Source organism: Streptomyces sp. NPDC091416 (assembly GCF_044756845.1).
Classification (GTDB): Bacteria; Actinomycetota; Actinomycetes; order Streptomycetales; family Streptomycetaceae; genus Streptomyces.
The window spans coordinates 543,818-568,735 of sequence record NZ_JBIVTU010000002.1 but is presented as its reverse complement, the minus strand read 5'-3'; the positions used below and the strand labels follow the sequence as shown (position 1 = coordinate 568,735).

Genomic DNA, 24,918 nt, shown 5'->3' with positions numbered 1-24,918 from the left:
CGTCACCGCGTCTGGCGCAGCCCTCAGCCGTTGTCCAGCCGGTCGGTGAACAGCCCGCCGCCGTCCCCGTTGCCGTTCCCGTCGCCCGGCCCGACCACCGGATTCCCCTCGGCCCGGGCCCGGCGCCTCTGCGCCACACCCGGCGTCGGGTCCAGATACACCCGCTTGATCGACGGGTACCGCTCCCGCAGCTGCTGCTCCGCCTCCTCGCAGGCCCACTCGACCTGTTCGGCACTGGCCACGTCCCGGAAGTCGACCTTCGCGGCGATCAGGATCTCGGACGGTCCCTGGATGAGCGTGGTCAGTTCCAGGACGTCGATGATGTGCGGCACCGTCAGCAGTTCCTCCCGTACCCCCGTCCGCATCGACGGGGGCACCGGGCGGCCGATCAGCAGCTGGGCGTTGGAGCGTCCGAGCACCCAGGCCACGTACACGAGCAGCACACCGATCAGGATTGACGCGATGCCGTCCCAGACGCCCGAGCCCGACAGCTGACCGCCGAGCAGTCCTCCCGCGGCCAGCAGCAGTCCGACCAGAGCCGCGGAGTCCTCCATCACCACGGCCTTGACCGCGGTGTCGGGCGTGCGGCGCAGGTAGCGGCCGGGCGCGGCGCCCAGCCGGGCGGCCTCGCCGCGCACCTGCCGCAGCCCGGTGCGCAGGGAGAAGCCCTCCAGGAGGAAGGCGATGCCCAGCACGATGTACGAGATGAGCGGATCGCCGAGTTCCTCGCCGTGCGTCAGGGTGTGGATGCCGTCGTACAGCGAGAAGACCGCGCCGCCGACGAACGTGGCGACGGAGGCGAGCATCGCCCAGATGTACCGCTCGGGCCCGTAGCCCAGCGGATGGTCCTCGTCGGCGGGCTTCTCGCTGCGTTTGAGGGCGGTGAGCAGCAGCACCTCGGTGACCGTGTCGGCGACGGAGTGGGCCGCCTCGGAGAGCATCGCGCTCGATCCGCTGATCAGCCCGGCGACGGCCTTCGCCACGGCGATGCCGAGGTTGGCGACCGCCGCGACGATGACGGCGAACGTGGACTCCCCACCAGCAGACTTCTCGTCACTCATGGTGGGGAGTATGTCCCCAGCGGGGCCGGGCATGTCCGACGCGTGGCCGTGCGGCCCGTTCAGCGTTCCCGCGGGACCCGGACGACGCCCTCCTGGATGACGGTGATCGCCAGCCGGCCGTCCTGGGTGTAGATCCGGGCCTGGCCGAGTCCTCGTCCGCCGGACGCGGACGGCGACTCCTGGTCGTACAGCAGCCATTCGTCGGCCCGGAAAGGCCGGTGGAACCACATCGCGTGGTCCAGGCTCGCTCCCACCACGTCGCCGACCGCCCAGCCGCCGCGCCCGTGGGCGAGAAGTACCGAGTCGAGCAGCGTCATGTCGGAGACGTACGTGGCCATGCAGACATGCAGCAGCGGGTCGTCCACCAGCTTGCCGTTGGTACGGAACCACACCTGCGAGCGGGGCTCGCGCGGCTCCCCGACGGTGCCGAACGGCGGGGCGTCCGCGTACCGCAGGTCGACCGCGGCCCGCGCCTCGATCAGGCGGTCCACGACGCCGGGGTCGCTGAACCGGTCCGCGTACCGCGGCAGCATCTCGGCGGCCGTGGGCAGTGTGCCGGGGTCGGGCGCGGCGGGCATGTCCGCCTGGTGCTCCAGCCCCTCCTCGTGCGTCTGGAAGGACGCGGAGAGGTGGAAGATCGGCTGGCCGTGCTGGACGGCGACGACCCGCCGGGTGGTGAAGGACCGGCCGTCCCGGATGCGGTCGACGCTGTAGACGATCGGCGCGCCCGGGTCCCCCGCCCGCAGGAAGTACGAGTGGAGGGAGTGGGCGGGCCGGTCGGCGGGGACGGTGCGGCCCGCGGCGACGAGCGCCTGGGCCGCGACCTGTCCACCGAAGACGCGCGGCACGATCGCCGAGCGGCTGGTGCCCCGGAAGATGTCCTGCTCGATCTGCTCCAGGTCGAGGAGATCGAGCAGATCGAGCAGGGCTGCGTCTGGTGCTGAGCTCATGGAGAGAACGTAGCCGCTCTACAGACCCATGGACTTCGCGATGATCGACTTCATGACCTCGCTGGTGCCGCCGTAGATGCGGTTGACCCGGTTGTCCGCGTACAGGCGGGCGATCGGGTACTCGTTCATGAAGCCGTAGCCGCCGTGCAGCTGGAGGCAGCGGTCGATCACGCGGTGCGCGACCTCGGTGCAGAACAGCTTCGCGGAGGCGGCCTCGGCGGCGGTCAGCTCACCGGCGTCCAGGGCCTCCAGCGCGCGGTCGGCGACGGCCTGGGCCGCGTCCACCTCGGCCTGGCAGGCGGCCAGCTCGAACTTGGTGTTCTGGAACGAGGCGACGGTCTTGCCGAAGACCGTGCGGTCCTGCACGTACTCCTTGGCGAACCGGACGGCGGCGGCGGCCTGGGCGTACGCGCCGAAGGCGATGCCCCAGCGCTCGGAGGCCAGGTTGGTGCCGAGGTAGCCGAAGCCCTTGTTCTCCTCGCCGAGGAGGTCCTCGACCGGGACCTTCACGTCGACGAACGCCAGCTCGGCGGTGTCGGAGACGCGCAGGCCGAGCTTGTCGAGCTTGCGGCCGATGGAGTAGCCCTCGGACTTGGTGTCGACGGCGAACAGGGAGATGCCGAAGCGGCGGTCGTCCTCGCGCGGGGCGGAGGTACGGGCGCAGACGATCACGCGGTCGGCGTGCACGCCGCCGGTGATGAAGGTCTTGGAGCCGTTGAGGACGTAGTGCGTGCCGTCCTCGGAGAGCTTGGCGGTGGTCTTCATGCCCGCGACGTCGGAACCGGTGCCCGGCTCGGTCATCGCGAGGGCCCACATCTCCTCGCCGGAGGTGAACTTCGGCAGCCAGCGCTTCTTCTGCTCGTCGGTGGCGAGCATCTTGATGTAGGGCAGGCCGAGCAGCGTGTGCACACCGGAGCCGCCGAAGGAGACGCCCGCGCGGGCGGTCTCCTCGTAGATGAGGGCCTCGTACTTGTGCGAGTCGATGCCCGCGCCGTCGTACTCCTCGTCCACGTTGATGCCGAAGACACCCAGCTCGCCGAGCTTCAGGTAGAAGTCGCGCGGGGCCTGGCCGGCCGCGAACCACTCGTCGTACACGGGCACGACCTCGGCCGCGATGAAGGCGCGGATGGTCTCCCGGAACGCCTCGTGGTCCTCGTTGAATACCGTACGGCGCACGGGGTGCCTCCCTGGTCGGCTTCGCTCGGCTTGGCTAAGCGCTTGCTCAGCCTTGGTTAAAAGTTACCCGGCGGTCACCGGAGCTGTCCAGGGTGACGCTGAGCACGCCGGAGCGGGGGCGCCGGCCGCTGTGCCGGGCCCGGGGTCCCCAGGGGTGTCTCAGATGCCGAAGCGGGCCGCGATCCCGTCCAGCACGCAGTCCAGACCCGTCTCGAACGCCCAGGTCGCGTCGTCCTTGCGGGTCGCGCGCAGCCCGTAGCGCTTGTACGTGGGATAGCGGCCGGTCTCCATCAGGTACATCATCTGCGGGGCCAGGCCCAGCCGGGTCTCGTCGCCGGAGGACCAGCCCTCCGCCTCGGTCCACGCCCGCAGGGCCACCTCCGACTGCGCCGCGCCGTGGGCGAACGCGCTGACGGTGCGGAACGCGACCATCATCGCGTCCTCGTCGAGGCCGAGTCCGTCGAGCGAGGCGAGCTGCCGTTCGGCGACGGCCAGCCGCCCGGGCGTGAGGACGAAGAGATGGGTGGGCAGCTGTCCGACCCAGGGGTGCCGCAGCATCGTGTCCCGGGTCAGCAGGCCGAAGGCGCGCAGCACCTCGCGCCATCCGGTCACCTCGTCGGGGATCCGCATCTCCGTGGTCACCCGCTCGGCCATCAGGGCCCACAGGTCGTCCTTGCCGGAGACGTGGCGGTAGGCGGCCATGGGGGCGACGCCCAGTTCCGTGGCGAGCCGGCGCATGGTGACGGCGGCGAAGCCCTCCGCGTCGGCGATCCGCACGGCGACGGCCCCGATCCGCTCCAGGGTCAGCGAGGCGCGGGGGGCGGTCGCCGGCTGTTCCAGGCGCTGCCAGAGCGACAGGTCGGGCCCCTTGCCGTCGCCGTCCTCGCTGCTGTCCTTTTTTTTCCGGCCGGGCACGGGTGGACTCCTCTCGACGGGGAGTCAGCGTACAGCGTATCGACCAGTGGACAACGTACACATCGATGGATACGTTGTACGCACAGAGATACGTTGTACACATCCACTGGTTCCAGGGGGATCCCATGTCCAGCACCCGCCCGCAGCTCCGCGTCGCCGTCCTCGTCGGCAGCACCCGCGAGGGCCGTTTCGCACCCGTCGTCACCCAGTGGCTCAAGGGCCACCTCTCCCAGCGCGACGACATGGCCGTGGATGTCGTCGACCTCGCCGAGACCCCTCTGCCCACCGTCTTCCCCGCGTTCGGCCGGCCGCCGGCGCCGGGCACGGAAGAGGCGCTCGCCCTCGTGTCACCGCGCCTGGCAGCGGCCGACGCGTTCGTGTTCGTCACGCCGGAGTACAACCACAGCTTCCCCGCGTCCCTCAAGAACGCCATCGACTGGCACAACGAGCAGTGGCACGCCAAGCCCGTCGCCTTCGTCTCCTACGGCGGCCTCTCCGGCGGTCTGCGCGCGGTGGAGCAGCTCCGCGTCGTGATGGCCGAGCTGAACGCCACGACCATCCGCAACACGGTCAGCTTCCACAACGCGTACGGCCTGTTCGGCGAGGACGGCGCGGTGGACGACCCCCAGGTCGACACGGCGGCCAAGGCGCTGCTGGACCAGCTCGCCTGGTGGGCGCACGCGCTGCGGGACGCCAGGGCCGCGACCCCGTACGCGGCCTGACGATCCTTCACTCCGATCGGGGGAACCCATGAGCCAGTACACGAAGGACGCGCACGACCGGCCGGAACCCGGGGCGGCAGGGCCATCGGCCGGCGAAAGCGCGGGCCCGTCGAAACTCGTCCTGTTCGGCCTCCTGCTCGGCCTGGTCCTCGGCCTGCTCGACGGCACGATCGTCGGCACGGCCCTGCCCACGATCGTCGGCGACCTGGGCGGCCTCGACCACCTGTCCTGGGTGGTGACCTCCTACCTGCTCACCGCCTCGCTCTCCACGCCCATCTGGGGAAAGCTCGGCGACCTCTACGGGCGCAAGGGCAGCTTCATCGGGTCGGTCACGGTGTTCCTCGCCGGCTCCGTCCTCTCCGGACTCGCCCAGGACATGGGGCAGCTCATCGCCTTCCGCGCACTTCAGGGACTCGGCGCGGGCGGTCTCATGGTCGGCGCCATCTCCATCATCGGCGTCATGCTGCCGCCCTCCCAGGCGGGCCGTTCCCAGGCGATGATCGGGGCCATGATGCCGGTCGCGCTGGTCGGCGGCCCGCTGCTCGGCGGCTTCCTGACCGACCAGCTGAACTGGCGCTGGGTCTTCTACGTCAACCTCCCGATCGGCGCGCTCGCCCTCCTCGTCGTCGGGCTGCGTCTGCACCTGCGCACCGAGCGGGTCGCGGCACGGATCGACTACGCGGGCGCCGGCCTGCTCTGCACCGCGATCCTGGCCCTGACCCTGGTGGGCAGCTGGGGCGGTACGCAGTACGCCTGGACGTCACCGCAGATCATCGGCCTCGGGCTGACCGGCGCCCTCGCCCTGGCATGGTTCGCCCGGGTGGAGCGACGGGCCGCCGAACCGATCATCCCGCCCCGCCTGTTCGCCGACCGCAACTTCACGCTCGCCCAGGTCCTCACGTTCCTGGTGGGCGCCGCCATGCTCGGTGCGTCCGCCTATCTGCCGCTCTACATGCAGTTCGTACGCGACGCGTCCTCGACGGCCAGCGGCATGCTGCTGCTCCCGCTGATGGCGGGGATGTTCGGCGCCCAGCTCCTGCTCGGCAAGCTCCTCGCGGCCGGCGGCCGCTACCGCCCGTACCCCATCATCGGCGGCGCGCTGACGGCCCTGGGCGCGCTCGTCCTGCTGACGGTGGACACCGGAACGCCCACGGCGCTGACCTCGGCGCTGACGCTCGTACTCGGCGTGGGCATGGGCCTGTTGATGCAGAGCACGCTGCTCGTCACCATCAACAGCGCGACGCCGCGCGACATGGGCGCCGCCACGGGAACCACCACCCTCGTCCGCACGATCGGCAGCTCCCTGGGCATCGCGGTGCTCGGCGCCGTCTACACGAGCCGCCTCCACGCGGCCGGAATGCCGGACGGCGGTACGGCCTGGACCCCCGAGGCGGTACGCGGCATGCCGGACGCGGTCCGGGACGCGGTCCGGAGCGCGGTCACCGAGGGCCTGCACGGCGTACTGGCGGGCGTCGCGCTGCTCGGGGCCGTGATCTTCCTGGCGGCCTGGCTGATGCGGGAGGTGCCGTTGCGGGGTGAGTGACGGGGCGGGGACGCCGGAACCCTGGGGGCGGCCGGGGCCGGGGCTGCCGACGTGGTCAGGTCCGGCCGTCCCGGCGCTGCTCGTAGAGCCACAGCGCGTCGAGGTGGCACTCGACCGTAGGAGAGCCGGGCTGCCGCTGCGGTGGGCCAAGACGGCGGGCCGCTTCCACGCACCGCTCGTCGTCGTGGAAGACGAGCCCTTCCACCGCGTTGACCCGGACCCGTCGGTCCGCGTCCTCCAGCAACGCGAACATCGCGTCGGCCAGGGAGCGAGCACGGTCTCTGCTGTTGCCGACCGTGTAGCAGGCGTCCTGCCGTACCGCCGGGTCCGCGTCCGTCATCAGCACGAGCAGGGCCTCGCGCACGTCGTCGGAGAAGGCGGGCGGCTCGAACCATGTGCCCAGGCCGGATGCCACCGCACGTCGTACATTGCCGTCGGGATGGCCGGCATAGGGCAGAAGGGCGGCGTTGGCGCGCGCATCGGCGTGCTCTCCCAGCGCTCCGAGAACCTCGGCGAGGACGAGGTGGTCCGGTTCCCCTGTCGACCACGCGGTGAAGATGTCCAGGGCGGGACCGGCGAACGCATCCGCCTCGTCGTCGTCGAGGAGATGGGTCAGCCTCAGCACCTCGGCGCCGAACTGCCGGTGAGAAGGCTCGGGATGTGTCCGCAACGCCGCGGCGGCCGCCCAGGTCTCCTGGTCGCGGCGGTGCGCCAGCAGGATGACGGCGCTGCCCCATGCGGAGTGGTCCCGGTCGAAGGGCAGTGCGCGTGCCATCAGTTCCCCGAACGCGACGCGGATCTCGAGCAGTTCCTCCAGGAACGTGAGGATGGCGGCGTGCCCGTCCCGCACGGACATTCCTGCGAGGGAGAGTTCGCCGATGACGTCGGACCCGTCCTGGACACGCGTGCGGGCGAGGGACCCCTCGGATCCCGCACGGCGCCGGAGCTCGGCCTCGGCCCCCGTCTCGTACCAGTGGAGTGCCACGTACCGGGCCTCCAGGAGCTCGGCCTCCGAGTATCTGCTCCGGAGCGGCGGCTCCAGAAGCGCCTCCACCAGTGAGGGCGACCCGGATGCGACCGCCTCACGCAGCGACAGCGGCTCGTCCGGCCGGCTCGGGTCGGGGGTGTGAAGTGTGGAGGCGGGGGTGGACTCGTCATCCGTACCCGTACTCGTATCCGCGCTTCTGCTCCCTTCGCGTACGCGCGGCTCTGCGCGGTTCGGTTCCGCCGAAGCGGTTCGATCGGTCAAGGACGGGCGGGCGGCATCAGATCGCTCTCGCTGACGGTGTACGTCAGCGGGGGATAGACGAAGTCGGTCTCCTCGTTCTCCCGGCGCCGCAGCCGGTAGAACTCGCGACTCTGGTCCTCGTCGGCCGGCACGAGAGGCGCACCCTGCGGGAGGTACGCCCGGCCGTCGCGAAAACGGACAAGGGTCTTCGACGTCCGGAAGGTCAGGCCCAGCCACTGGTCGTCCCTCGTACGGTCGGGCGCGTCCAGCACGATCTTGTGCCTGAGCCGCCGATTCGAGTCGACGGAGAACGCGACGACGCCGTGGTGGGTGAGAGGGACAGTGAACTTCTCGCCATCAGGCCCCTTCGATTCGAAGACCAGCTTCCTCGGCGGTCCCGCATCGGCGTGCTGATAGCAGGAGAAGACGGCGATGAACGAATCGTCGGCCAGGTCGAGAGCCTGGTCGGAATGGCTTCCCATGGTGGTGCAAGCGTGCGTGTACGTCTCGATGAGGGCGTTGTTGAAGCCGACCGGAAGCGCCGCGTGTTCCTGAATCCGTCGCGCCAGCCCTTCGTGCACCGAACGGAATCGCTGGGGCGGATTGCTGTACCGCGTGGTCGTGCGGACGAGAGGCACCCCGCCCGCATCGTCGATTCTGGTCAGCGTCGCGCCCAGGCGGCCTTTTCCCGCGTCCTCCCAACGGGCTGACGCGGCCAGTTCCGCGAAGAGATTCTCCTCGCTCGGCAGAGCGAACGAGAGGATCTCATCCGGCATCCCGGAATTCGGGGGCAAGGTAATCTCCCGTGTTCATGCTGAAATCGAACCGGTCGCCGTAGTCGATGAAGGACGAGGTCCTGTTCTCCTCGGAGTACAGGCGGCGCAGTTCGTCCATCCCGGCCGGTGTGGGCGGGCCCAGTTCCACCAGGTCTCCGGCCGTCTTGAGGAACGTGCGGCCGTCCCTGTGAACGGCCTCGGCGCTCGAACAGCGCACCACGTATCCCAGGCGGGTCGGGAGCAGTCCGGCGTCCAGGCCCGAGGGCCGGATCTCGTGCGTGTACAGACGGTTGGTGGACAGTGGCATGAAGAAGACGGATCCGGGGTGGAGCGTCACGGTGAACTGCGAGGGGAGCGCCACCCTGTCGCGGGCGTCGCGGGCGTCGCGGTCCTCGGCCGGCTCCTTGAGGCGGAAGCGAAGCCGGGTCAGTCCACTGGCACCCTTCACGCCGTAGTCGAAGGCGTCCTCGGCCAGGGGCCTCAGCTCGTCGAGTCCGTCATAGAAGGTGCAGAAGGCCATGATGCCGTGGGCAGGCATGTCCTTGGTCTTGTCGGCATGGGCCGAGATCCTGGCCTTCGACTGTTTGCGCACGGCTGTGGCGGCGGTGTTGTGGTAGATCTGCGCGAGGACATGATTCAGCGGAGCCTGATTCCGGAAGACTGCGGCTGCCTCGTCGTTCAGAGCCTCGACGACGCGTGTGTCGGTCGGGCCGAAACCCTCCGTCGGGCCCGAAAGGTTCGTGGAGCACCGCAGCAGACGGAAATGCAGTGCGTCACCGTGGCGCGTGACGGGCGTCAGATAGATCCCGCTGCGATGGGCCGTTCCCGGCTTGGTGGACTCCGTCAGGGACTGGAACGCGTGCTCCGCACGGATCCGCCCGAAGTGATCGTCATCGAGTCCGAAGAAGCGGCGGTAGTACACGCCGGCGCCGTGCACGCGCAGCGGGACCCGGCCGAGGCCGACGGGCGTCCAGGGTTCGCCGGCGCTCCCGTCGTAGCCGTGTGACAGCTCGCGGATGACGAAGACCCGGTCGGCCGAACGCAGTTGGCTTCGGCTGAACCCGGATATGTCGCCACACAGGTAGACGGTCGCCTGCGCGAGGCCGGGCGCGCCGGAAGCCAGGTCCTCCGGCGTGAGGACGTCACCGAAGAAGTCCCTGATCCCGTCATGGTCATGCAGCTCCGAAGGCGCGACCAAGGTGTTGCCCGCGGGGTGGAGGCGGGCTTCCGTCGGTGCTGTGGTGTCCATCAACCCGTACCTGTCATTCGCCTTCTCGTCCGGCGGCGGAGCACTCGGACCTTCGCGGACACGGCAATGGTCCGCACTCTTCCCCCACGTGGCGAAGCGCAGAGGAACGGAGCCGGACCGGCGAGGATCCGATGCTCTCACGGGGCCCGAGGGCGGGCAACGGATATCCGCGGGGCGGGCGCCGCACGGGATCACTCCTGCCGCAGGGCGAGCCACAACTCCGTGCGCACATCCATGTCGTCCAGGTCCGCGCCCAGCAACACACCGCACCGCGCGATGCGTTGGCGCACGGTATTGCGGTGAACGGACAGGGCCACCGCCGTGCGGTCCCAACTTCCGTGCAGGGAGAGCCAGCAGCGCAGGGTCTCGGCGAGCGGCGCGGTGAGCGGGGCGAGGAGTTCGCGGGCGCGGTCGGCCGCCGGGCCGGGCGGGAGCAGGGCGGCGAGGCCGCCGACCGGCGCGTCCACCACCAGCGGGGCGCGGGTCGCCTCCGCCCGGCCGAGGGCGCGCGCGGCCCGGGTGCCGGCGGCCTCCAGGGCGTCGGCCGGGGCGGGGGCCGAGGCGCCGAGCGTCCAGCCCGGCTGCGGGGCGATCCGGCCGCCGCCCGGGACCAGGACCCGTACGGCATCGCCGGCCCGGTCCGTGTCCACGAGCGCCGAGCCCAGGGCCGCACCGAGCGCGCCCGCGGCGAGCGGGTCCGCCGCACCGCCGCCGCTGCGGCGCGCGTGCACCACCGTCCACCGCCCGTCGCGGTCCAGCAGTGGCGCGACCTCCGCCGGGTCCGCGCCGAGCAGCAGCCGGACGAGCGCCGCCGAGCGAGCCGCCGCGTCTGCGCCCTGGTGCGGGGCGGTCAGCAGGGAGAGCAGGACGACCGCGATCCCGGCGACGGTGTGGTCGCCCGCCTCGCGGTGGTCCGTGGCCAGGGTCAGGGCGAGCCCCTGGCCGCCGCCCAGCGGGTACGCCGACAGATGGACGCCGCCCACGGTGTCGGTGGCCGAGGCGGGCGCGGGGCGGACTCCCGGGGCGACCACCCGGGCGAGCCGGGCCAGGGCCGCCCGCGCCTCCGGGGCCGGAGGCCGGCCCGCCGCGTGCAGCTCCTCGCCGTCGGCCGCCAGCAGGGCCGCGCGCCCCGGCAGCCGGACCGCCAGCTGGTGCAGGACGGCGGGGATCGGGTCCGGCCGGGCCGCCGCCGAGGCCAGGGCCTGCTGGGCCCGGGTCACGCGGCGCAGCTCACGGTGGCGCGCCGCGGCCATCAGCCCCCACACCGCCCGTGCGATCGCGGTGAACGGCGTCCCCGGTCCCACCTCCACCAGCGGCAGCCCGTACCGGTCGCACGCCGCGACCAGGGCCCGCGGCACCGCCTCGTGCACCGGCCGCACCCCGAATCCGAGCGCCGCCGCCCCCGCCTCCACCAGCCGGGCCACGTACGCGTCCGGGTCCGTGAGCAGCACCCCGGCGCTCAGCAGCAGCTCGCCGCCGAGCAGATACGGGTACGGATCCGCCATCTCCGAGGTGTGCACCCACAGCAGCTCGGCGTCGGCCGGTCCCGCGATCAGACGGAGGTCGAGCTCCTCCAGGGCCAGCAGCCCGGCCAGCGGGACGGGCGGGGTGGGCGGTCCGGCGGGGAGGTCGGGCATGGATGATTCATCCGTTCAATGAGTCTGGAATGGATGAAACATACACTTCAAGGCTGCCGCGCCGGAGCCTAGCGTCGTCCCGGACCCGCACGCGCGCCTCCGTGCCGTTCCGTGCCGATCCGGAGGATCCGGCACACTCGAAGCAGCGCGCCAGTGATCGAACCGAAGGAAAGGCCATCCGCCCCATGAGCAGCAACGAAGCGCCGCGCGGCCCCGTCGACTCGTCCCGCGTCCCGCGGTACGCCGGACCCGCGACGTTCGCGCGGCTGCCCCGCCTCGACGAGGTCGGCACCGCGGAGGTCGCCGTGGTCGGGGTGCCCTTCGACTCGGGCGTCTCCTACCGGCCCGGCGCCCGCTTCGGCGGCAACGCGATCCGGGAGGCCTCGCGGCTCCTGCGTCCGTACAACCCGGCACAGGACGCCTCGCCGTTCGCCCTGGCTCAGGTCGCCGACGCCGGGGACATCGCCGCGAACCCCTTCCACATCAACGAGGCCGTCGAGACGATCGAGGCCGCCGCCGACGACCTGCTCGGTACCGGCGCCCGGCTGATGACACTCGGCGGCGACCACACGATCGCGCTGCCGCTGCTGCGCTCCGTCGCCAAGAAGCACGGCCCCGTCGCGCTGCTCCACTTCGACGCGCACCTCGACACCTGGGACACCTACTTCGGCGCCGCGTACACCCACGGCACCCCGTTCCGCCGGGCCGTCGAGGAAGGCATCCTCGACACGTCCGCGCTCTCCCACGTCGGCACCCGCGGCCCGCTGTACGGCAAGCAGGACCTCACCGACGACGCCAAGATGGGCTTCGGCATCGTCACCTCCGCCGACGTCATGCGCCGCGGCGTCGACGAGATCGCCGACCAGCTGCGTCAGCGCATCGGCGACCGTCCGCTCTACATCTCCATCGACATCGACGTCCTGGACCCGGCCCACGCCCCGGGCACCGGCACTCCCGAGGCCGGCGGCCTGACCTCCCGGGAGCTGCTGGAGATCGTGCGCGGGCTGTCCTCCTGCAACCTGGTCTCCGCCGACCTGGTCGAGGTCGCCCCCGCGTACGACCACGCCGAGATCACCTCGGTGGCCGCCTCGCACGCCGCGTACGAACTCACGACGATCATGACCCGCCGGATCGCGGCGGCCCGGAAGCCGGCCGGGGAGGCGGGGGAGCAGTGAGCCACGACCACCACGACGAACGCCCCGAACTCACCCCCGCCCAGATCGCCGCCGCGCTGAACCCGCCGCCCGGACGCACCGGCGGCGACCTCGTCGTCGAGACCCTCCAGGGCCTCGGCGCCACCACCGTCTTCGGCCTGCCCGGGCAGCACGCGCTCGGCATCTTCGACGCGCTGCGCCGCTCGTCCCTGGGCTACGTCGGCCTGCGCGTCGAGAACAACGCGGGCTTCGCCGCCGACGCCTACGGGCGCATCACCGGCGAGGCCGCCCCGCTCCTGCTGTCCACCGGACCCGGCGCACTGACCTCGCTCGCCGCGCTCCAGGAGGCGGCGGCCGCCTCCGCCCCCGTACTGGCGATCTCCAGCCAGATCCCGACCGCGGGACTCGGCGGCGGACGCCACGGCTATCTGCACGAGCTCCGCGACCAGAAGGCGTCGTTCCGCGACATCGTGAAGTCCGTGCACACCGTCCGCACCGCCTCGCAGATCCCGTCCGCGATCGCCGCCGCCTGGGAGTCCGCGCTCACGGCCCCGCACGGCCCGGTCTGGATCGAGATTCCGCAGGACGTGCTCACCGCCGTGACGACCCTGCCCGTCGTCACGGCGATGGACGCCACCCCGCGCGAGGTGCACGCCCGCCCCGAGCTCATCGCCGTCGCGGCGCACCTGCTGTCGCACGCGGAGCGTCCGGCGATCATCGCGGGCGGCGGAGTCGTACGCTCCGACGCGTCCGGCAAGCTGCGCGCCCTCGCGGAGAAGGCCGGCGCCGCGGTCGTCACCACGTACGGCGGCAAGGGCGCCTTTCCGTGGGACCACCCGCTCTCCCTCCGGTCCTGGATCGAGGACCGGCACACGACGGACTTCCTGGAGGACGCCGACGTCCTGCTCGTCGTCGGCTCCGGTCTCGGTGAACTCTCCTCGAACTACCACACGTTCGCACCTCGCGGCCGTGTCGTGCAGATCGAGGCCGACGCCGGGAAGCTGGAGTCCAACCACCCGGCCCTGGGCATCCACGCCGACGCCCGCGACGCGCTGGCCGACCTCCTCGAAGCGGTCACCCCGCGCCGGGACCCGGCCGCCGCCGAGCGCGTCGCGTCCGTCCTCGCCCGGGTACGGGACCGGATCGACGGCCAGGAACTCGACCTGGAACAAAGCCTCGTCGCCGGGATCAGGACCGCCCTGCCCGACGCGTCACCCAGCTTCTGGGACATGACGATCCTCGGCTACTGGGCCTGGGCCGCCTTCGACGCCCGCCGCCCCAACACCATGCACTCCGCCCAGGGCTCCGGCGGCCTCGGCTACGCCTTCCCGGCGGCCATCGGCGCAGCCGCCGCCGACCGTACGAAACCGGTCCTCGCGGTGTCCGGCGACGGTGGCGCGATGTACTCGATCGCGGAGCTCGCCACCGCCCGTCAGTACGACCTCCCCGTCACCTGGCTGATCGTCGACGACGGCGGCTACGGCATCCTGCGCGAGTACATGACCGACGCCTTCGGCGAGACCAGCGCGACGGAACTGTCCCGCCCGGACTTCGTGGCCCTCGCCGAGTCCTTCGGCGTCCCCGCGGTCCGTACGAGCCCGGAGGCGCTCACCGACGACCTGGCCAAGGCCCTCGCACAGCCCGGCCCCTCGGTCGTCGTGCTCCCGGCGCTGCTGCGGATGTTCGCGCCGACACACCTCTGACGCCCCCGTACCCGTGCCCGGGACCGAAGCCGTCCCGGGCACGGGCACGCCGGCTCAGAGCGAGGCGGTCTCCTTGCCGATGACCTCCAGCTGATCCCGCCTGCCCCGGGTGAACTCCTCGCACTGCGCGCTGTCCTGGCTGCCCGGCAGGTCCCGCGCCGCCGGCAGCAGATCCGGGATCATCCGGAACACCGCACCTGCCGCGGCCGCCCGGCCGCGCAGCCGCGCGGAATGCAGGGACCGGCCCACCATGATCAGCGGCTCGGTCATGTGGGTGCGGGGCTTCTTCGCCGCGTTCTCCCGCATGTCCGCGCGGCTCAGCGCACGGGAGCCGATATCGGCGAGCGTCTGGAGGCTCTCCAGAGCCGCGTACAACTGACCGCAACGATAGGCATCCGTGGGCCGACCCTCCGCCATGACCGCTCCTCCGTTCCACCGGCTTTCCGCCGGCCGACGACATCACTACCCGCCCCGGCCCGCGGCGGAACGCCGCGACGCGCCGTGCGCGAAGCCGGGCCCGGAGCCGAATACGAGGCCGGTCACGAAGCCGGGCATGGAGTCAAACACGAGGCCGGGTACGAAATCCGGCACGAACCACCTTCGCCGTACAACTTTCCGTCCGTCCACGAGTCAACCCAGTGGGCACGCCGGGGGGCGCGCCCGCGAACCTCAGGGGACGGGAAGCCACACACATGACGACACCCCGCATATCCCGACGTGCCCGCGGCGTACTCCGTGCCGCGCTCGCCGTCGGAGTGCTCGCACCCGCGGCGGTCACCGCGGCACCCGCCGCGGCCGCCACACCGACGGCGAGCTGCACCTCGGCGAGGACCGGGCTCGCCGCCAAGCTGTCCAAGGACATCACCGCCGCGCTCAAGGGGCGCGCGTCGACCACCGCGGTGGCCCTCTACGACCGGACCACGAAGACCACGTGCACGCTCCGGGCCACGTCGAAGTACGACTCCGCCAGCGTCGTGAAGGCGACCGTGCTGGCCACGCTGCTCTGGGACACCGCCAAGCAGGGCCGCCACCTCACGCAGCGCGAGACCGGCCTCTCCACCGCGATGATCACCAAGTCCGACAACGACGCGACCACCGCCCTGTGGAAGCAGCTCGGCGTCACCAAGGTCAACGCGTTCCTCAAGGCGGCCGGGATGACCCACACGGTTCCCGGGTCCGGCGGCTACTGGGGGCTGACCCAGATCACCGCCCAGGACCAGCAACGGCTGCTGCTCCTCCTCACCGCGAAGAACTCCGTGCTCACCGACAGCGCCCGCTCCTACGAACTCGGCCTGATGCGCAAGGTCGTCTCCGGACAGCGCTGGGGCACGCCCGCCGGCGCCCCGGCCACGGTCACCGTCCAGGTCAAGAACGGCTGGCTGCCGCGCGCCACCCACGGCTGGCGGGTCCACAGCATCGGTGCCTTCACGGGGAAGGGCCACGACTACGTCCTCACGGTGCTCACCCAGGACAACAAGACGATGACGGACGGCGTCAACACCATCGAGGCCGTCGCCAAGGCCGTGCACAAGGACCTCGACCTGCCGCCCGCGAAACCGCGCGTCATGCACAGCCTGTCCGCCCGCACCCTGCACCGGGCGGACGCCCCCACGGTGACGCCCCTCCTCCAGGAGGCGATCCCGCCGGTGCCCGAGGCACCGGCCGGCCGGATGCTCACCGTGACCCCGCGCTGACACGGACCCCTCCGAGGACCTACGCCGAAGGTCCCGTATTTGTTGCGGCGGGATGAAATCCGCAGCACACCGCGTTGGTGCCTTCCGGTAGAGCAGGTCGAACGGGAGGCACCGCGTGTCGGACGCAGGCGAGCAAGGAAGCGGCGGACAGCCGCGCGGATGGGCACGGAGGCTGAGCGGTTACGCCTGGCGCTACCGCCGCAACGTGCTGCTGGCGCTCGGCTCGTCGCTCGCCGGCATGGCGGTGATGGCCCTCGTCCCCCTCGTCACCAAGGTGATCATCGACGACGTGGTCGTCGGCCACACCCGGTCCCTGGCCGTCTGGACCGGCCTGCTGATCGTCGCGGCCGTGCTCGTGTACGTCTCCACGTACATCCGCCGCTACTACGGCGGCCGGCTCGCCCTCGACGTCCAGCACGACCTGCGGACCGAGATGTACCGGACGATCACCCGCCTCGACGGCAGACGCCAGGACGAGCTCTCCACCGGACAGGTCGTCGGCCGCGCCACCAGCGACCTCCAGCTGATCCAGAGCCTGCTCTTCATGCTCCCGATGACCATCGGGAACGTCCTGCTCTTCCTCATCTCCCTGGTGATCATGGCGTGGCTCTCGCCGCTGCTGACTCTCATCGCCGTCGCCGTCGCCCCCGCCCTCTGGTACATCGCCCGCCGCTCCCGCACCCGCCTGTTCCCCGCCACCTGGTACGCCCAGTCGCAGGCCGCCGCCGTCGCCGGGGTCGTCGACGGAGCCGTCTCCGGCGTCCGCGTCGTCAAGGGCTTCGGGCAGGAGGACCAGGAGACCGGCAAGCTGCGCGAGGCCGGGCGCAGGCTCTTCGCCGGCCGGCTGCGCACCATCCGGCTGAACTCCCGCTACACCCCCGCGCTCCAGGCCGTCCCCGCCCTCGGCCAGGTCGCGATGCTGGCCCTCGGAGGCTGGCTCGCCACCCGCGGCGAGATCACCCTCGGTACGTTCGTCGCCTTTTCCACCTACCTCGCCCAGCTCGTCGGCCCGGTCCGGATGCTCGCCATGGTCCTCACCGTCGGCCAGCAGGCCCGCGCCGGTGTGGAGCGCGTACTGGAACTCATCGACACCGAACCGTCCCTCCAGGACGGCACCAAGGAACTGCCGGCCGGCATCCCCGCCGGCGTCGAGTTCGACGACGTGCGGTTCGGCTACACCGAGGACCGCCCCGTACTCGACGGCTTCTCGCTGACCATCGAACCCGGCGAGACCGTCGCCGTCGTCGGCGCGTCCGGCAGCGGCAAGTCCACCGTCTCCCTGCTGCTGCCGCGCTTCTACGACGTCACCCACGGCGCCGTCCTCGTCGGCGGACGCGACGTACGCGAACTGACCCTCGACTCGCTGCGGGCCGCCATCGGCCTCGTCCCGGAGGACAGCTTCCTGTTCTCCGACACCATCCGCGCCAACATCGCCTACGGGTTCCCCGACGCCACCGACGAACAGATCGAACAGGCCGCCCGCTCCGCCCGGGCCGACCGGTTCATCGCCGAGCTGCCCGACGGCTACGACACCAAGGTCGGCGAGCACGGACTCACCCTCTCCGGCGGCCAGCGCCAGCGCGTCGCGCTCGCCCGGGCCATCCTCACCGACCCCCGGCTGCTCCTCCTCGACGACGCCACCTCCGCCGTCGACGCCCGTGTCGAGCACGAGATCCACGACGCGCTGCGCCAGGTCATGGCCGGCCGCACCACGCTGCTGATAGCCCACCGCCGCTCCACGCTGGGCCTCGCCGACCGGATCGCCGTCCTGGAGGACGGCCGGCTCGCCGACATCGGCACCCATGAGGAGCTGGAGCTCCGCTGCGCGCTCTACCGGCGCCTGCTCACCGACCCGGACGAGCTGGGCGGCACCTCGCCCGGCCACCTGTCCAAGACCGCCCCGGACCCCGCCGACGACCGCGCGCTCCAGGAGGAGATCGACGCCGAGTTCGACGCAGAGCGGGGCATCACGCCCGAGCTGTGGGTCCGTAAGGAGGAGGAGCGCGAGACCGACGCGGCCGGCACACCCGCCACCCCCGAGCTCCTCGCCCAGGTCGAGGCCCTGCCGCCGGCGACCGACACCCCGGACGTCGACGAGGCCCGCGCCGTGCACGCCGAGGAGTCCTACGGGCTCCGCCGGCTGCTGCGCGGCTTCGGACTGCCGCTGCTGGTCAGCCTGGCCCTGGTCGCCGTGGACGCCGGGGCGGGCCTGCTGCTGCCCGTACTGATCAGGAACGGCATCGACGACGGAGTCACCCAGCTGGCGCTCGGCGCGGTCTGGACGGCCTCCGCCTTCGGCCTCCTCGTCGTCCTGGTGCAGTGGGCGGCCCAGACCGGCGAGACCCGGATGACCGGGCGGACCGGCGAGCGCGTGCTCTACTCGCTGCGGCTGAAGATCTTCGCGCAGCTCCAGCGCCTCGGCCTGGACTACTACGAGCGCGAGCTCACCGGCCGGATCATGACCCGGATGACGACGGACGTGGACGCCCTGTCCACGTTCCTCCAGACCGGTCTCGTCACCGCCTTCGTCTCCGTCGTCACCTTCTTCGGCATCATGGTCGCGCTGCTGGTCCTCGACGTGGAACTGGCCCTGGTCGTCTTCGCGACGCTGCCGGTGCTGGTCATCGGCACGTTCTTCTTCCGCCGCAAGAGCGTCAAGGCGTACGAGCTGGCCCGTGAGCGCATCAGCGTCGTCAACGCCGACCTCCAGGAGTCCGTCTCCGGCCTCCGGATCGTGCAGGCCTTCCGCCGCGAGCGGGACGGCGCCGACCGGTTCGCCGCCCGCAGCGACCACTACCGCGAGGCCCGGGTCCGCGGCCAGTGGCTGATCTCGGTGTACTTCCCGTTCGTCCAGCTGCTGTCGTCGGTGGCCGCCGCCGCCGTACTGATCGTCGGCGCGGGCCGGGTCGACAACGGCACGCTCACCACGGGTGCGCTGGTCGCCTACCTGCTCTACATCGACCTGTTCTTCGCGCCCGTCCAGCAGCTCTCGCAGGTCTTCGACGGTTACCAGCAGGCCACCGTCTCCCTCGGCCGCATCCAGGAACTCCTCCAGGAGCCGACGTCCACCGCCGACCGGGACCGGCCGCAGGACGTGAAGTCGCTGCGCGGCGACATCGCGTTCGAGGACGTGTCCTTCGCGTACGGCGGCGAGGAGACCGCGCTCACCGGTATCGACCTGCGCATCCCGGCCGGCCAGACCGTCGCGTTCGTCGGCGAGACCGGCGCCGGCAAGTCCACCCTGGTCAAGCTCGTCGCCCGCTTCTACGACCCGACGGGCGGCCGGATCACGGCGGACGGCACCGATCTGCGCGCGCTGGACATGACGGCGTACCGGCACCGGCTCGGGGTCGTCCCCCAGGAGGCGTACCTCTTCGCCGGCACGGTGCGCGATGCCATCGCGTACGGGCGGCCGGAGGCCACCGACGCCGAGGTGGAGGCGGCGGCCCGGGCGGTCGGCGCGCACGACATGATCGCCACCCTGGACGGCGGCTACCTCCACGAGGTCGCCGAACGGGGCCGCAACCTCTCGGCCGGCCAGCGTCAGCTGATCGCGCTCGCCCGCGCCGAACTCGTCGACCCGGACGTCCTGCTGCTCGACGAGGCCACCGCGTCCCTGGACCTCGCCAGCGAAGCCCTCGTCAACCAGGCGACCGACCGCCTCGCCGGCCGGCGCACCACCCTCGTCGTCGCCCACCGCCTCACCACCGCCGCCCGCGCCGACCGGGTCGTGGTGATGGACCACGGCCGCGTCGTCGAGGACGGCACCCACGACGAACTCCTCACGCGCAACGGGCACTACGCCGTGCTGTGGCGCACCTTCATAGGGGAGGACGAGCCGGCGGGAGTCTGAGGCCGGGCGGCCCGACCATCCGGGAGCAGGGCGGGCGTCCGGGACCGGGCGGCCCGGCCTACTCCCGGATGCCGGAGATCTTCCCGGTCGCCAGGTCCGAGCGCACCTTCAGATACGTGTACGTGGGGTCGGCCGCAGGCCCCCAGGTGAGCCGGACCGTCGACCAGGTGTGCCCGGCACCACTGTCGCCACCGCTGACGCGGAAGCCGGCCGGGGCGTTCTGGGCGTGCAGCACGCCGTCGGCGCCGTGGGCCGCCTCCCAGTCGCCGAGCTCGGCGCGCAGTGCGGGCGTGAGGTAGAAGTCCCGCAACGAGGAGGTCAGTTCACCGCCTTCCTGGGCGGCGACCGCGTCGATGTAGGCCCCGTAGAAGTGGACGACCTGCTGATATGCCGGGGCCGCGTCCCGAGCCGTGGCGGCAGCCGGTGCGCCCTGCGGCACGACGGCGGCGGCCGGGACGGCGGCCACGGCGGTCAGGAGAGCGGCGGCGAGCAGCGTGCGGCCGATGACGCGCCGGCCACGGGGACGCTGGGAGGTGCGGAGTCGGGTCATTGCGGTTCCCGCCTTTCGTACGGCTCTGTCCGGTGGGCCCATCGTGTGCCGGTCCGGCCGGGCGGAACGCGGAGCGCGCCGGGTGCAACCTCCGGATGGCCTCCGGCGTCGTAGCCAGATACACGTATGTGCGTACAGGTGTGGGGTAAGGGCTTGTGCGTTCGACGAAGCGATGGGGCTGCCGGTGACCAGAGGGACCGAAAGACACGACGGGCGTACGGGACGGCGGGGCGCGTCCCGCCTGCTCGCCCTGGCCCTGACGACCGCTCTCGGGCTCGTCGTCGGCGGCGTGGAGGCGAGCAGCGCCGACGCCGCCTCGGTGTGCGCCGGACGGCCCGCGAAGACCGTGAGGTTCGCGACGGGAGAGCTGCGCCTCTACCGGACCCGCGACTACGCCTGCGCCACCGCGGTCGCCACCAAGCCCGGCCAACGGCGCCGGATGTCCGTACAGATCCAGCCCCGCGGCGGCAGCCCCGTCGTCGACAGCGGCTCCTTCACCCAGCGGGCCGGACCGGTGACCGTGCACGCGCTGAACCGCTGCGTCCGGGCCTCGGGCACGATCTCCGGGAAGACCGGCACCACGAGCTGGACCCTGTGCTGACCGGGCGACGCGAGCGGACGCCCCGGCAACAGGGTCTGGTGGTGCGGGTATTGCCCCGCTAGGTTCACGACGTCTGTTGTGAATCAAGGGGAGTGTGTATGCGTAAGGCGCTCAGAGGGTTCCTGTCGCTCGCGGTGCTCATCGGCACGGTGAGTGCGACGGGCGCTTCGGCCGGGGCGGCCACCGCCGCGGAACCGGCCGCGTTCCGTTCCGCGGTCGGCGACAGCGGCACGAGCACGGACATCAAGGACCGCATCCTGGCCATCCCGGGCATGAGTCTCATCCAGGAGAAGCCGTACGCGGGCTACCGCTACTTCGTTCTCAACTACACCCAGCCGATCGACCACCGGCACCCGTCGAAGGGAACGTTCCAGCAGCGCATCACCGTGCTGCACAAGGACACCTCCCGCCCCACGGTCTTCTACACCGGCGGCTACAACGTCTCCACCAACCCCAGCCGTTCGGAGCCGACCCGGATCATCGACGGCAACCAGGTCTCGCTGGAGTACCGGTTCTTCACGCCGTCACGCCCCTCGCCCGCCGACTGGTCCAAGCTCGACATCTGGCAGGCCGCCAGTGACCAGCACCGGGTCTTCACCGCGCTGAAGCGCATCTACTCCAAGAACTGGCTGACCACCGGCGGTTCCAAGGGCGGCATGACCGCCACGTACTTCGAGCGCTTCTACCCGAAGGACATGGACGGCGTCGTCGCCTACGTCGCACCCAACGACGTGGTCAACAAGGAGGACTCGGCGTACGACCGGTTCTTCGCCGGCGTCGGCACGAAGGAGTGCCGCGACCGGCTGGAGGGTGTGCAGCGCGAGGCGCTGGTCCGCCGGGAGCCGCTGGAGAAGAAGTACGAGCAGTACGCCGCCGACAACGGCTACACCTTCACCACCGTCGGCACCCTGGACAAGGCCTACGAGGCCGTCGTCATGGACTACATCTGGGCGTACTGGCAGTACAGCCTGCTCGCCGACTGCGACACCATCCCGGCCGACGCCGAGAACGCGACCGACCAGGCGATCTGGGACTCGGTCGACTCGATCTCCGGCTTCTCCGCCTACGCGGACCAGGGCCTGGCGAACTACACGCCGTACTACTACCAGGCGGGCACCCAGCTCGGCTCGCCCGACATCAAGCAGCCCTGGCTCGGCAAGCTGAGCCGCTACGGCTACCAGCCGCCGCGCAACTTCGTGCCGAGCTCCATCCCCATGAAGTTCCAGCCCTCGGTGATGCGCGACGTCGACACGTGGGTGCAGCACCACGCCAACCACATGCTGTACGTGTACGGGGAGAACGACCCGTGGGGTGCCGAGCGCTTCCGCCTCGGCAGGGGTGCCCGTGACAGCTACGTCTTCACGGTGCCCGGCGGCAACCACGGCTCGAACGTCGCCGGCCTGTCCCCGGAGCAGAACGCCACGGCCACCGCGGCCATCCTGCGCTGGGCGGGTGTCGCCCCGGCCGCGGTCCAGGCGGACCCGGCGAAGGCGAAGCCGCTCGCGAAGTTCGACGCACGGCTCGACAAGAAGGACCTGACGACCGAGCACCGGCTCGGCACCAGGCGCCCGTAGGGGACCCGGCGCAGACGCTCACTCCTCGTCGGGAGACATGTCGGAAGGCACGTCGGAAGACACCTCGGGAGAGAGCGTCTGCTCGGACCAGACGGTCTTGCCCTGTGGGGCGTAACGGGTGCCCCACAGGGTGGCGAGCTGGGAGATGATGAACAGTCCCCGCCCGCTCTCGTCCACCGCCCCCGCGTATTTCATGTGCGGGGCGGTGGTGCTGCCGTCCCAGATCTCGCACGTCAGTCCGCGGTCGAGGATCAGACGCAGCTTCACCGGCGGACTCCCGTAGCGCACCGCGTTGGTCACCAGTTCGCTGACGATCAGTTCGGTCGCGTCGCCGGTCTCCCCGCCGAGGTTCCAGGCGGCCAGCCGTTCGGCCACCAGGTGGCGCGCCGTGGCCGGTGCCGACGTGTCGTGCGGCAGCTCCCAGGCGGCGAACCGGTCCGGCGGCATGGCGCGTGTCCTGGCCAGGAGCAGGACGGCGCCCTGGAGCCCCGGCGCGTCGGGCAGGGCGGCGGCTGCCGCTTCGCACAGGTGCGACAGCGGCCGCTCCGGGTGGGCCAGCGCCCGGCGCAGCACACCCGAGGGCGGCTCGGCGTAGTCGCGCAGCACAGTGCTGGACAGGGCGAGAAGGCTGCCCTCGCGCAGCGGCACCGTGGCGGCGGCCACGGGCTCCCGGTCCTCGGCGCCCAGGAGCGGTCCCACCGGGACATCGGCGACGGAGGCGGTGCCGTCCGGGGCGACGACGAGCGGGGCCGGATGACCCGCGGAAGCCACGACGCACGTCTCGCTGAACGGGTCGTAGACGGCGTACAGGCACGAGGCCGCGAGCGGCCTGCGGTGCAGCGGGTCCTCCGGCGGCAGCTGGTTCCGTTCCTGCATCAGCATCGCCGCGGAGTCGTACACCCGGGCGATCAGCTCGTCGGGTTCCAGGTCGAGCGCGGCAAGGGCCTGGACGACGGTGCGCAGCTGCCCCAGGGCGGTGGCCGCGTGGATACCGTGTTCGGTCACCTCCCCGATCATCAGGGCGGTCCGGGCCCCCGGCAGCGAGATCGTGTCGATCCAGTTGGTGCTGTCCCGTCCCGGCAGCACCAGGTGCTCGGTCTGGACGGCGGGCTGCTCCGCCTGCCGCTGCGGAAGCAGGGCTCTGCGCAGCGCGCTGACGACGGTGTACTCGTGCACGTAGCGGCGCGCGTTGTCGATACCGAGGGCGGCCCGGGAGGCCACCGCCGCCGCGACCGGGATGTCGTCCTCGGTGAAGGGTTCGGAGTCTCCGCTCCGGTAGAGGCTGACCAGGCCGAGGACCCCACCGTGCAGCGTCAGAGGCGCCAGCAGGAGCGTGTGCGAACCGGCGGCCCGGATGACGCGCGCCTGTTCCGGGTCGACGTCGGCCCAGAGCTCGCCCGTCAGCGGGACCAGACGCGCCCGCAGGTCGGACAGGGCCTGCTGGTACGGGGTTCCGTCGACGAGCGTGCGGATGTCTCCCACCCGGCGGGCCGGCGGGGGCAGCCCCTTGTAGGCGGCACGCCGCAGCGGTACGTCGCCCAGCATCGGCCCGGGCTGCGGGGCCTCGCCGCGCAGGAGCGACTCGACGATCTCGACCACGCCGACGTCGGCGTAGGCGGGGACCAGCGCGTCGACGAGTTCGTGGCAGGTGGTTTCGATGTCGAGGGTCGTGCCCACGTTCTCGCGTACCGCGGTGAGGGTGGCCTCCCGGCGCCGGAGTCTGGTCTCGTCGGTCACGTCGATCATGGACGCGGCGATTCCGAGCACGGTGCCTTCCCGCTCCTGTTCCCCCCGCCGCTCCTCGAGCCGGAGCGCCGTGACGGAGAGCGAGCGCCGTTCGGCCGGTACGGGGCACTGCCCGGGGTGCGGGGCGCCGGGCGCCGCACCCGGGCGGGCGTGGAACACCCGACGGATTCCGGGCACGCCCGTGTCCAGGACCTCCCGCAGGAAGGCGTCCACCGCCTCCGGTTCCTCGAAGCCGCTCAGCTCGGTGAACAGCCGCCCCCGCAGCCCGTCGGCTTCGTCACTGCCGGTGCCGGGCGGCACGCTCGCGCGCACCACACGCAGTTCCGTGTCGAGTACGCGGACGGGCATGTACGCCTGGAGGAACATCATGTCCAGCAGCGCCTGCCCGACCGCCCCCACGTCCCCGTCGGACGCCCAGATACCCCAGTCCGTCCCGCCCAGCGGCTCCACCCACAGCCCCGGGACCGCCTCGTCAGGGGTCCGGCGCCAGGCCTTGCCCGCCAGCACGTCCGCGACAGGGCGTCCCGCCGCGTCGGCGGCCGACAGCCCGAAGCGCTGCTCCGCACCACTGCTCCAGCAGGTGACCACACCGCTGCTGTCCACGACGACCAGAGGGGCATCAGCCATGAAGCCAGCTCCTTCGCCCCCTGACGGGACCCGCAACAGGCGTCCGCGTGCGACACACGGCTACCGCACCAGAATCGGCCCTGTCCCCGCAATCCGCCACCGGAGCGCCGCGCGACGCCCTCGGCACAGCGCTTCGGGCAGCGCGGACACGGAGCCGTC

At 71.7% G+C, this 24,918-nt stretch carries 19 protein-coding genes; 8 read left to right on the top strand and 11 right to left on the bottom strand.

Annotated elements, in window-relative coordinates:
* Nucleotides 1-23: 23 nt before the first annotated feature.
* From ACIQMX_RS09410 to ACIQMX_RS09395, 4 genes are all read right to left on the bottom strand, one after another.
* Complete coding sequence (locus ACIQMX_RS09410) at nucleotides 24-1,061, bottom strand: cation diffusion facilitator family transporter (protein WP_402476043.1); 1,038 nt, start codon at nucleotides 1,059-1,061, stop codon at nucleotides 24-26.
* Between the two features lie 59 nt (nucleotides 1,062-1,120).
* Nucleotides 1,121-2,011, bottom strand: a complete 891-nt coding sequence (locus ACIQMX_RS09405; RefSeq protein ID WP_363065620.1) for an acyl-CoA thioesterase II — start codon at nucleotides 2,009-2,011, stop codon at nucleotides 1,121-1,123.
* 18 nt (nucleotides 2,012-2,029) lie between these two features.
* The gene (locus ACIQMX_RS09400) at nucleotides 2,030-3,187 is read right to left on the bottom strand and encodes an acyl-CoA dehydrogenase family protein (RefSeq protein ID WP_363065622.1); all 1,158 of its coding nucleotides are present in this window, start codon (nucleotides 3,185-3,187) and stop codon (nucleotides 2,030-2,032) included.
* Between the two features lie 159 nt (nucleotides 3,188-3,346).
* Nucleotides 3,347-4,102, bottom strand: coding sequence for a TetR/AcrR family transcriptional regulator (locus ACIQMX_RS09395; protein ID WP_363065624.1), 756 nt, complete (start codon nucleotides 4,100-4,102; stop codon nucleotides 3,347-3,349).
* A 125-nt stretch (nucleotides 4,103-4,227) separates the two neighbouring features.
* On the opposite strand from ACIQMX_RS09395, the gene ACIQMX_RS09390 reads away from it, so the two are divergent.
* Together ACIQMX_RS09390 and ACIQMX_RS09385 are read left to right on the top strand one after the other, a co-directional pair.
* On the top strand, nucleotides 4,228-4,824 hold the full coding sequence (locus ACIQMX_RS09390) for an NADPH-dependent FMN reductase (RefSeq protein WP_402476041.1): 597 nt from the start codon (nucleotides 4,228-4,230) through the stop codon (nucleotides 4,822-4,824).
* 28 nt (nucleotides 4,825-4,852) lie between these two features.
* A complete protein-coding gene (locus ACIQMX_RS09385; RefSeq protein WP_402476040.1) occupies nucleotides 4,853-6,367 on the top strand; it encodes an MDR family MFS transporter in 1,515 nt (504 codons plus the stop codon).
* Between the two features lie 55 nt (nucleotides 6,368-6,422).
* On the opposite strand, the gene ACIQMX_RS09380 is transcribed toward ACIQMX_RS09385, so the two are convergent.
* The 4 genes from ACIQMX_RS09380 to ACIQMX_RS09365 form a co-directional block, all read right to left on the bottom strand.
* On the bottom strand, nucleotides 6,423-7,352 hold the full coding sequence (locus ACIQMX_RS09380; RefSeq protein ID WP_402476039.1) for a HEAT repeat domain-containing protein: 930 nt from the start codon (nucleotides 7,350-7,352) through the stop codon (nucleotides 6,423-6,425).
* A 260-nt stretch (nucleotides 7,353-7,612) separates the two neighbouring features.
* Nucleotides 7,613-8,371 (bottom strand): hypothetical protein, encoded by a 759-nt coding sequence (locus ACIQMX_RS09375; protein WP_402476038.1) that lies wholly within the window; start codon nucleotides 8,369-8,371, stop codon nucleotides 7,613-7,615.
* Complete coding sequence (locus tag ACIQMX_RS09370; RefSeq protein WP_402476036.1) at nucleotides 8,361-9,620, bottom strand: hypothetical protein; 1,260 nt, start codon at nucleotides 9,618-9,620, stop codon at nucleotides 8,361-8,363. The genes ACIQMX_RS09375 and ACIQMX_RS09370 overlap by 11 nt, the downstream gene beginning before the upstream one ends.
* 191 nt (nucleotides 9,621-9,811) lie before the next feature.
* Entirely contained in the window at nucleotides 9,812-11,257 is a 1,446-nt protein-coding gene (locus ACIQMX_RS09365) for a PucR family transcriptional regulator (protein WP_402476034.1), read from the bottom strand.
* A gap of 185 nt (nucleotides 11,258-11,442) precedes the next feature.
* Here ACIQMX_RS09365 and speB point away from each other — a divergent pair, with 185 nt between their 5' ends.
* Both speB and ACIQMX_RS09355 read left to right on the top strand, forming a co-directional pair.
* A complete protein-coding gene (gene speB, locus ACIQMX_RS09360; RefSeq protein ID WP_363065638.1) occupies nucleotides 11,443-12,432 on the top strand; it encodes an agmatinase in 990 nt (329 codons plus the stop codon).
* Nucleotides 12,429-14,114 (top strand): thiamine pyrophosphate-binding protein, encoded by a 1,686-nt coding sequence (locus ACIQMX_RS09355; RefSeq protein WP_402476032.1) that lies wholly within the window; start codon nucleotides 12,429-12,431, stop codon nucleotides 14,112-14,114. The genes speB and ACIQMX_RS09355 overlap by 4 nt, the downstream gene beginning before the upstream one ends.
* A 54-nt stretch (nucleotides 14,115-14,168) precedes the next feature.
* Here the strand turns inward: ACIQMX_RS09355 and ACIQMX_RS09350 are convergent, their stop codons facing one another.
* Nucleotides 14,169-14,531 (bottom strand): hypothetical protein, encoded by a 363-nt coding sequence (locus tag ACIQMX_RS09350; protein WP_363065642.1) that lies wholly within the window; start codon nucleotides 14,529-14,531, stop codon nucleotides 14,169-14,171.
* 275 nt (nucleotides 14,532-14,806) lie between these two features.
* Between ACIQMX_RS09350 and ACIQMX_RS09345 the strand changes: the two genes are divergently transcribed.
* Nucleotides 14,807-15,808 carry a serine hydrolase gene (locus ACIQMX_RS09345; protein WP_402476030.1) on the top strand — a complete coding sequence of 334 codons (1,002 nt, stop codon included), beginning with the start codon at nucleotides 14,807-14,809 and terminating at the stop codon, nucleotides 15,806-15,808.
* A gap of 115 nt (nucleotides 15,809-15,923) precedes the next feature.
* Entirely contained in the window at nucleotides 15,924-19,661 is a 3,738-nt protein-coding gene (locus ACIQMX_RS09340; protein WP_402476029.1) for an ABC transporter ATP-binding protein, read from the top strand.
* 58 nt (nucleotides 19,662-19,719) lie between these two features.
* On the opposite strand, the gene ACIQMX_RS09335 is transcribed toward ACIQMX_RS09340, so the two are convergent.
* Nucleotides 19,720-20,211 (bottom strand): hypothetical protein, encoded by a 492-nt coding sequence (locus tag ACIQMX_RS09335; RefSeq protein ID WP_363065648.1) that lies wholly within the window; start codon nucleotides 20,209-20,211, stop codon nucleotides 19,720-19,722.
* A gap of 184 nt (nucleotides 20,212-20,395) precedes the next feature.
* Between ACIQMX_RS09335 and ACIQMX_RS09330 the strand changes: the two genes are divergently transcribed.
* Complete coding sequence (locus ACIQMX_RS09330) at nucleotides 20,396-20,812, top strand: hypothetical protein (protein WP_363065650.1); 417 nt, start codon at nucleotides 20,396-20,398, stop codon at nucleotides 20,810-20,812.
* Nucleotides 20,813-20,910: 98 nt separating this feature from the next.
* Nucleotides 20,911-22,386 carry a S28 family serine protease gene (locus tag ACIQMX_RS09325; protein ID WP_363065652.1) on the top strand — a complete coding sequence of 492 codons (1,476 nt, stop codon included), beginning with the start codon at nucleotides 20,911-20,913 and terminating at the stop codon, nucleotides 22,384-22,386.
* Nucleotides 22,387-22,404: 18 nt separating this feature from the next.
* On the opposite strand, the gene ACIQMX_RS09320 is transcribed toward ACIQMX_RS09325, so the two are convergent.
* On the bottom strand, nucleotides 22,405-24,759 hold the full coding sequence (locus tag ACIQMX_RS09320; RefSeq protein ID WP_402476027.1) for a SpoIIE family protein phosphatase: 2,355 nt from the start codon (nucleotides 24,757-24,759) through the stop codon (nucleotides 22,405-22,407).
* Nucleotides 24,760-24,918 lie beyond the last annotated feature (159 nt).

Coding starts and splice junctions, on each gene's coding strand:
- ACIQMX_RS09410 (WP_402476043.1), bottom strand. CDS start 1,061: ATGAGTGACGAGAAGTCTGCTGGTGGGGAGTCCACGTTCGCCGTCATC.
- ACIQMX_RS09405 (WP_363065620.1), bottom strand. CDS start 2,011: ATGAGCTCAGCACCAGACGCAGCCCTGCTCGATCTGCTCGATCTCCTC.
- ACIQMX_RS09390 (WP_402476041.1), top strand. CDS start 4,228: ATGTCCAGCACCCGCCCGCAGCTCCGCGTCGCCGTCCTCGTCGGCAGC.
- ACIQMX_RS09385 (WP_402476040.1), top strand. CDS start 4,853: ATGAGCCAGTACACGAAGGACGCGCACGACCGGCCGGAACCCGGGGCG.
- ACIQMX_RS09375 (WP_402476038.1), bottom strand. CDS start 8,371: ATGCCGGATGAGATCCTCTCGTTCGCTCTGCCGAGCGAGGAGAATCTC.
- ACIQMX_RS09370 (WP_402476036.1), bottom strand. CDS start 9,620: ATGGACACCACAGCACCGACGGAAGCCCGCCTCCACCCCGCGGGCAAC.
- ACIQMX_RS09365 (WP_402476034.1), bottom strand. CDS start 11,257: ATGCCCGACCTCCCCGCCGGACCGCCCACCCCGCCCGTCCCGCTGGCC.
- speB (WP_363065638.1), top strand. CDS start 11,443: ATGAGCAGCAACGAAGCGCCGCGCGGCCCCGTCGACTCGTCCCGCGTC.
- ACIQMX_RS09350 (WP_363065642.1), bottom strand. CDS start 14,531: ATGGCGGAGGGTCGGCCCACGGATGCCTATCGTTGCGGTCAGTTGTAC.
- ACIQMX_RS09345 (WP_402476030.1), top strand. CDS start 14,807: ATGACGACACCCCGCATATCCCGACGTGCCCGCGGCGTACTCCGTGCC.
- ACIQMX_RS09335 (WP_363065648.1), bottom strand. CDS start 20,211: ATGACCCGACTCCGCACCTCCCAGCGTCCCCGTGGCCGGCGCGTCATC.
- ACIQMX_RS09325 (WP_363065652.1), top strand. CDS start 20,911: ATGCGTAAGGCGCTCAGAGGGTTCCTGTCGCTCGCGGTGCTCATCGGC.
- ACIQMX_RS09320 (WP_402476027.1), bottom strand. CDS start 24,759: ATGGCTGATGCCCCTCTGGTCGTCGTGGACAGCAGCGGTGTGGTCACC.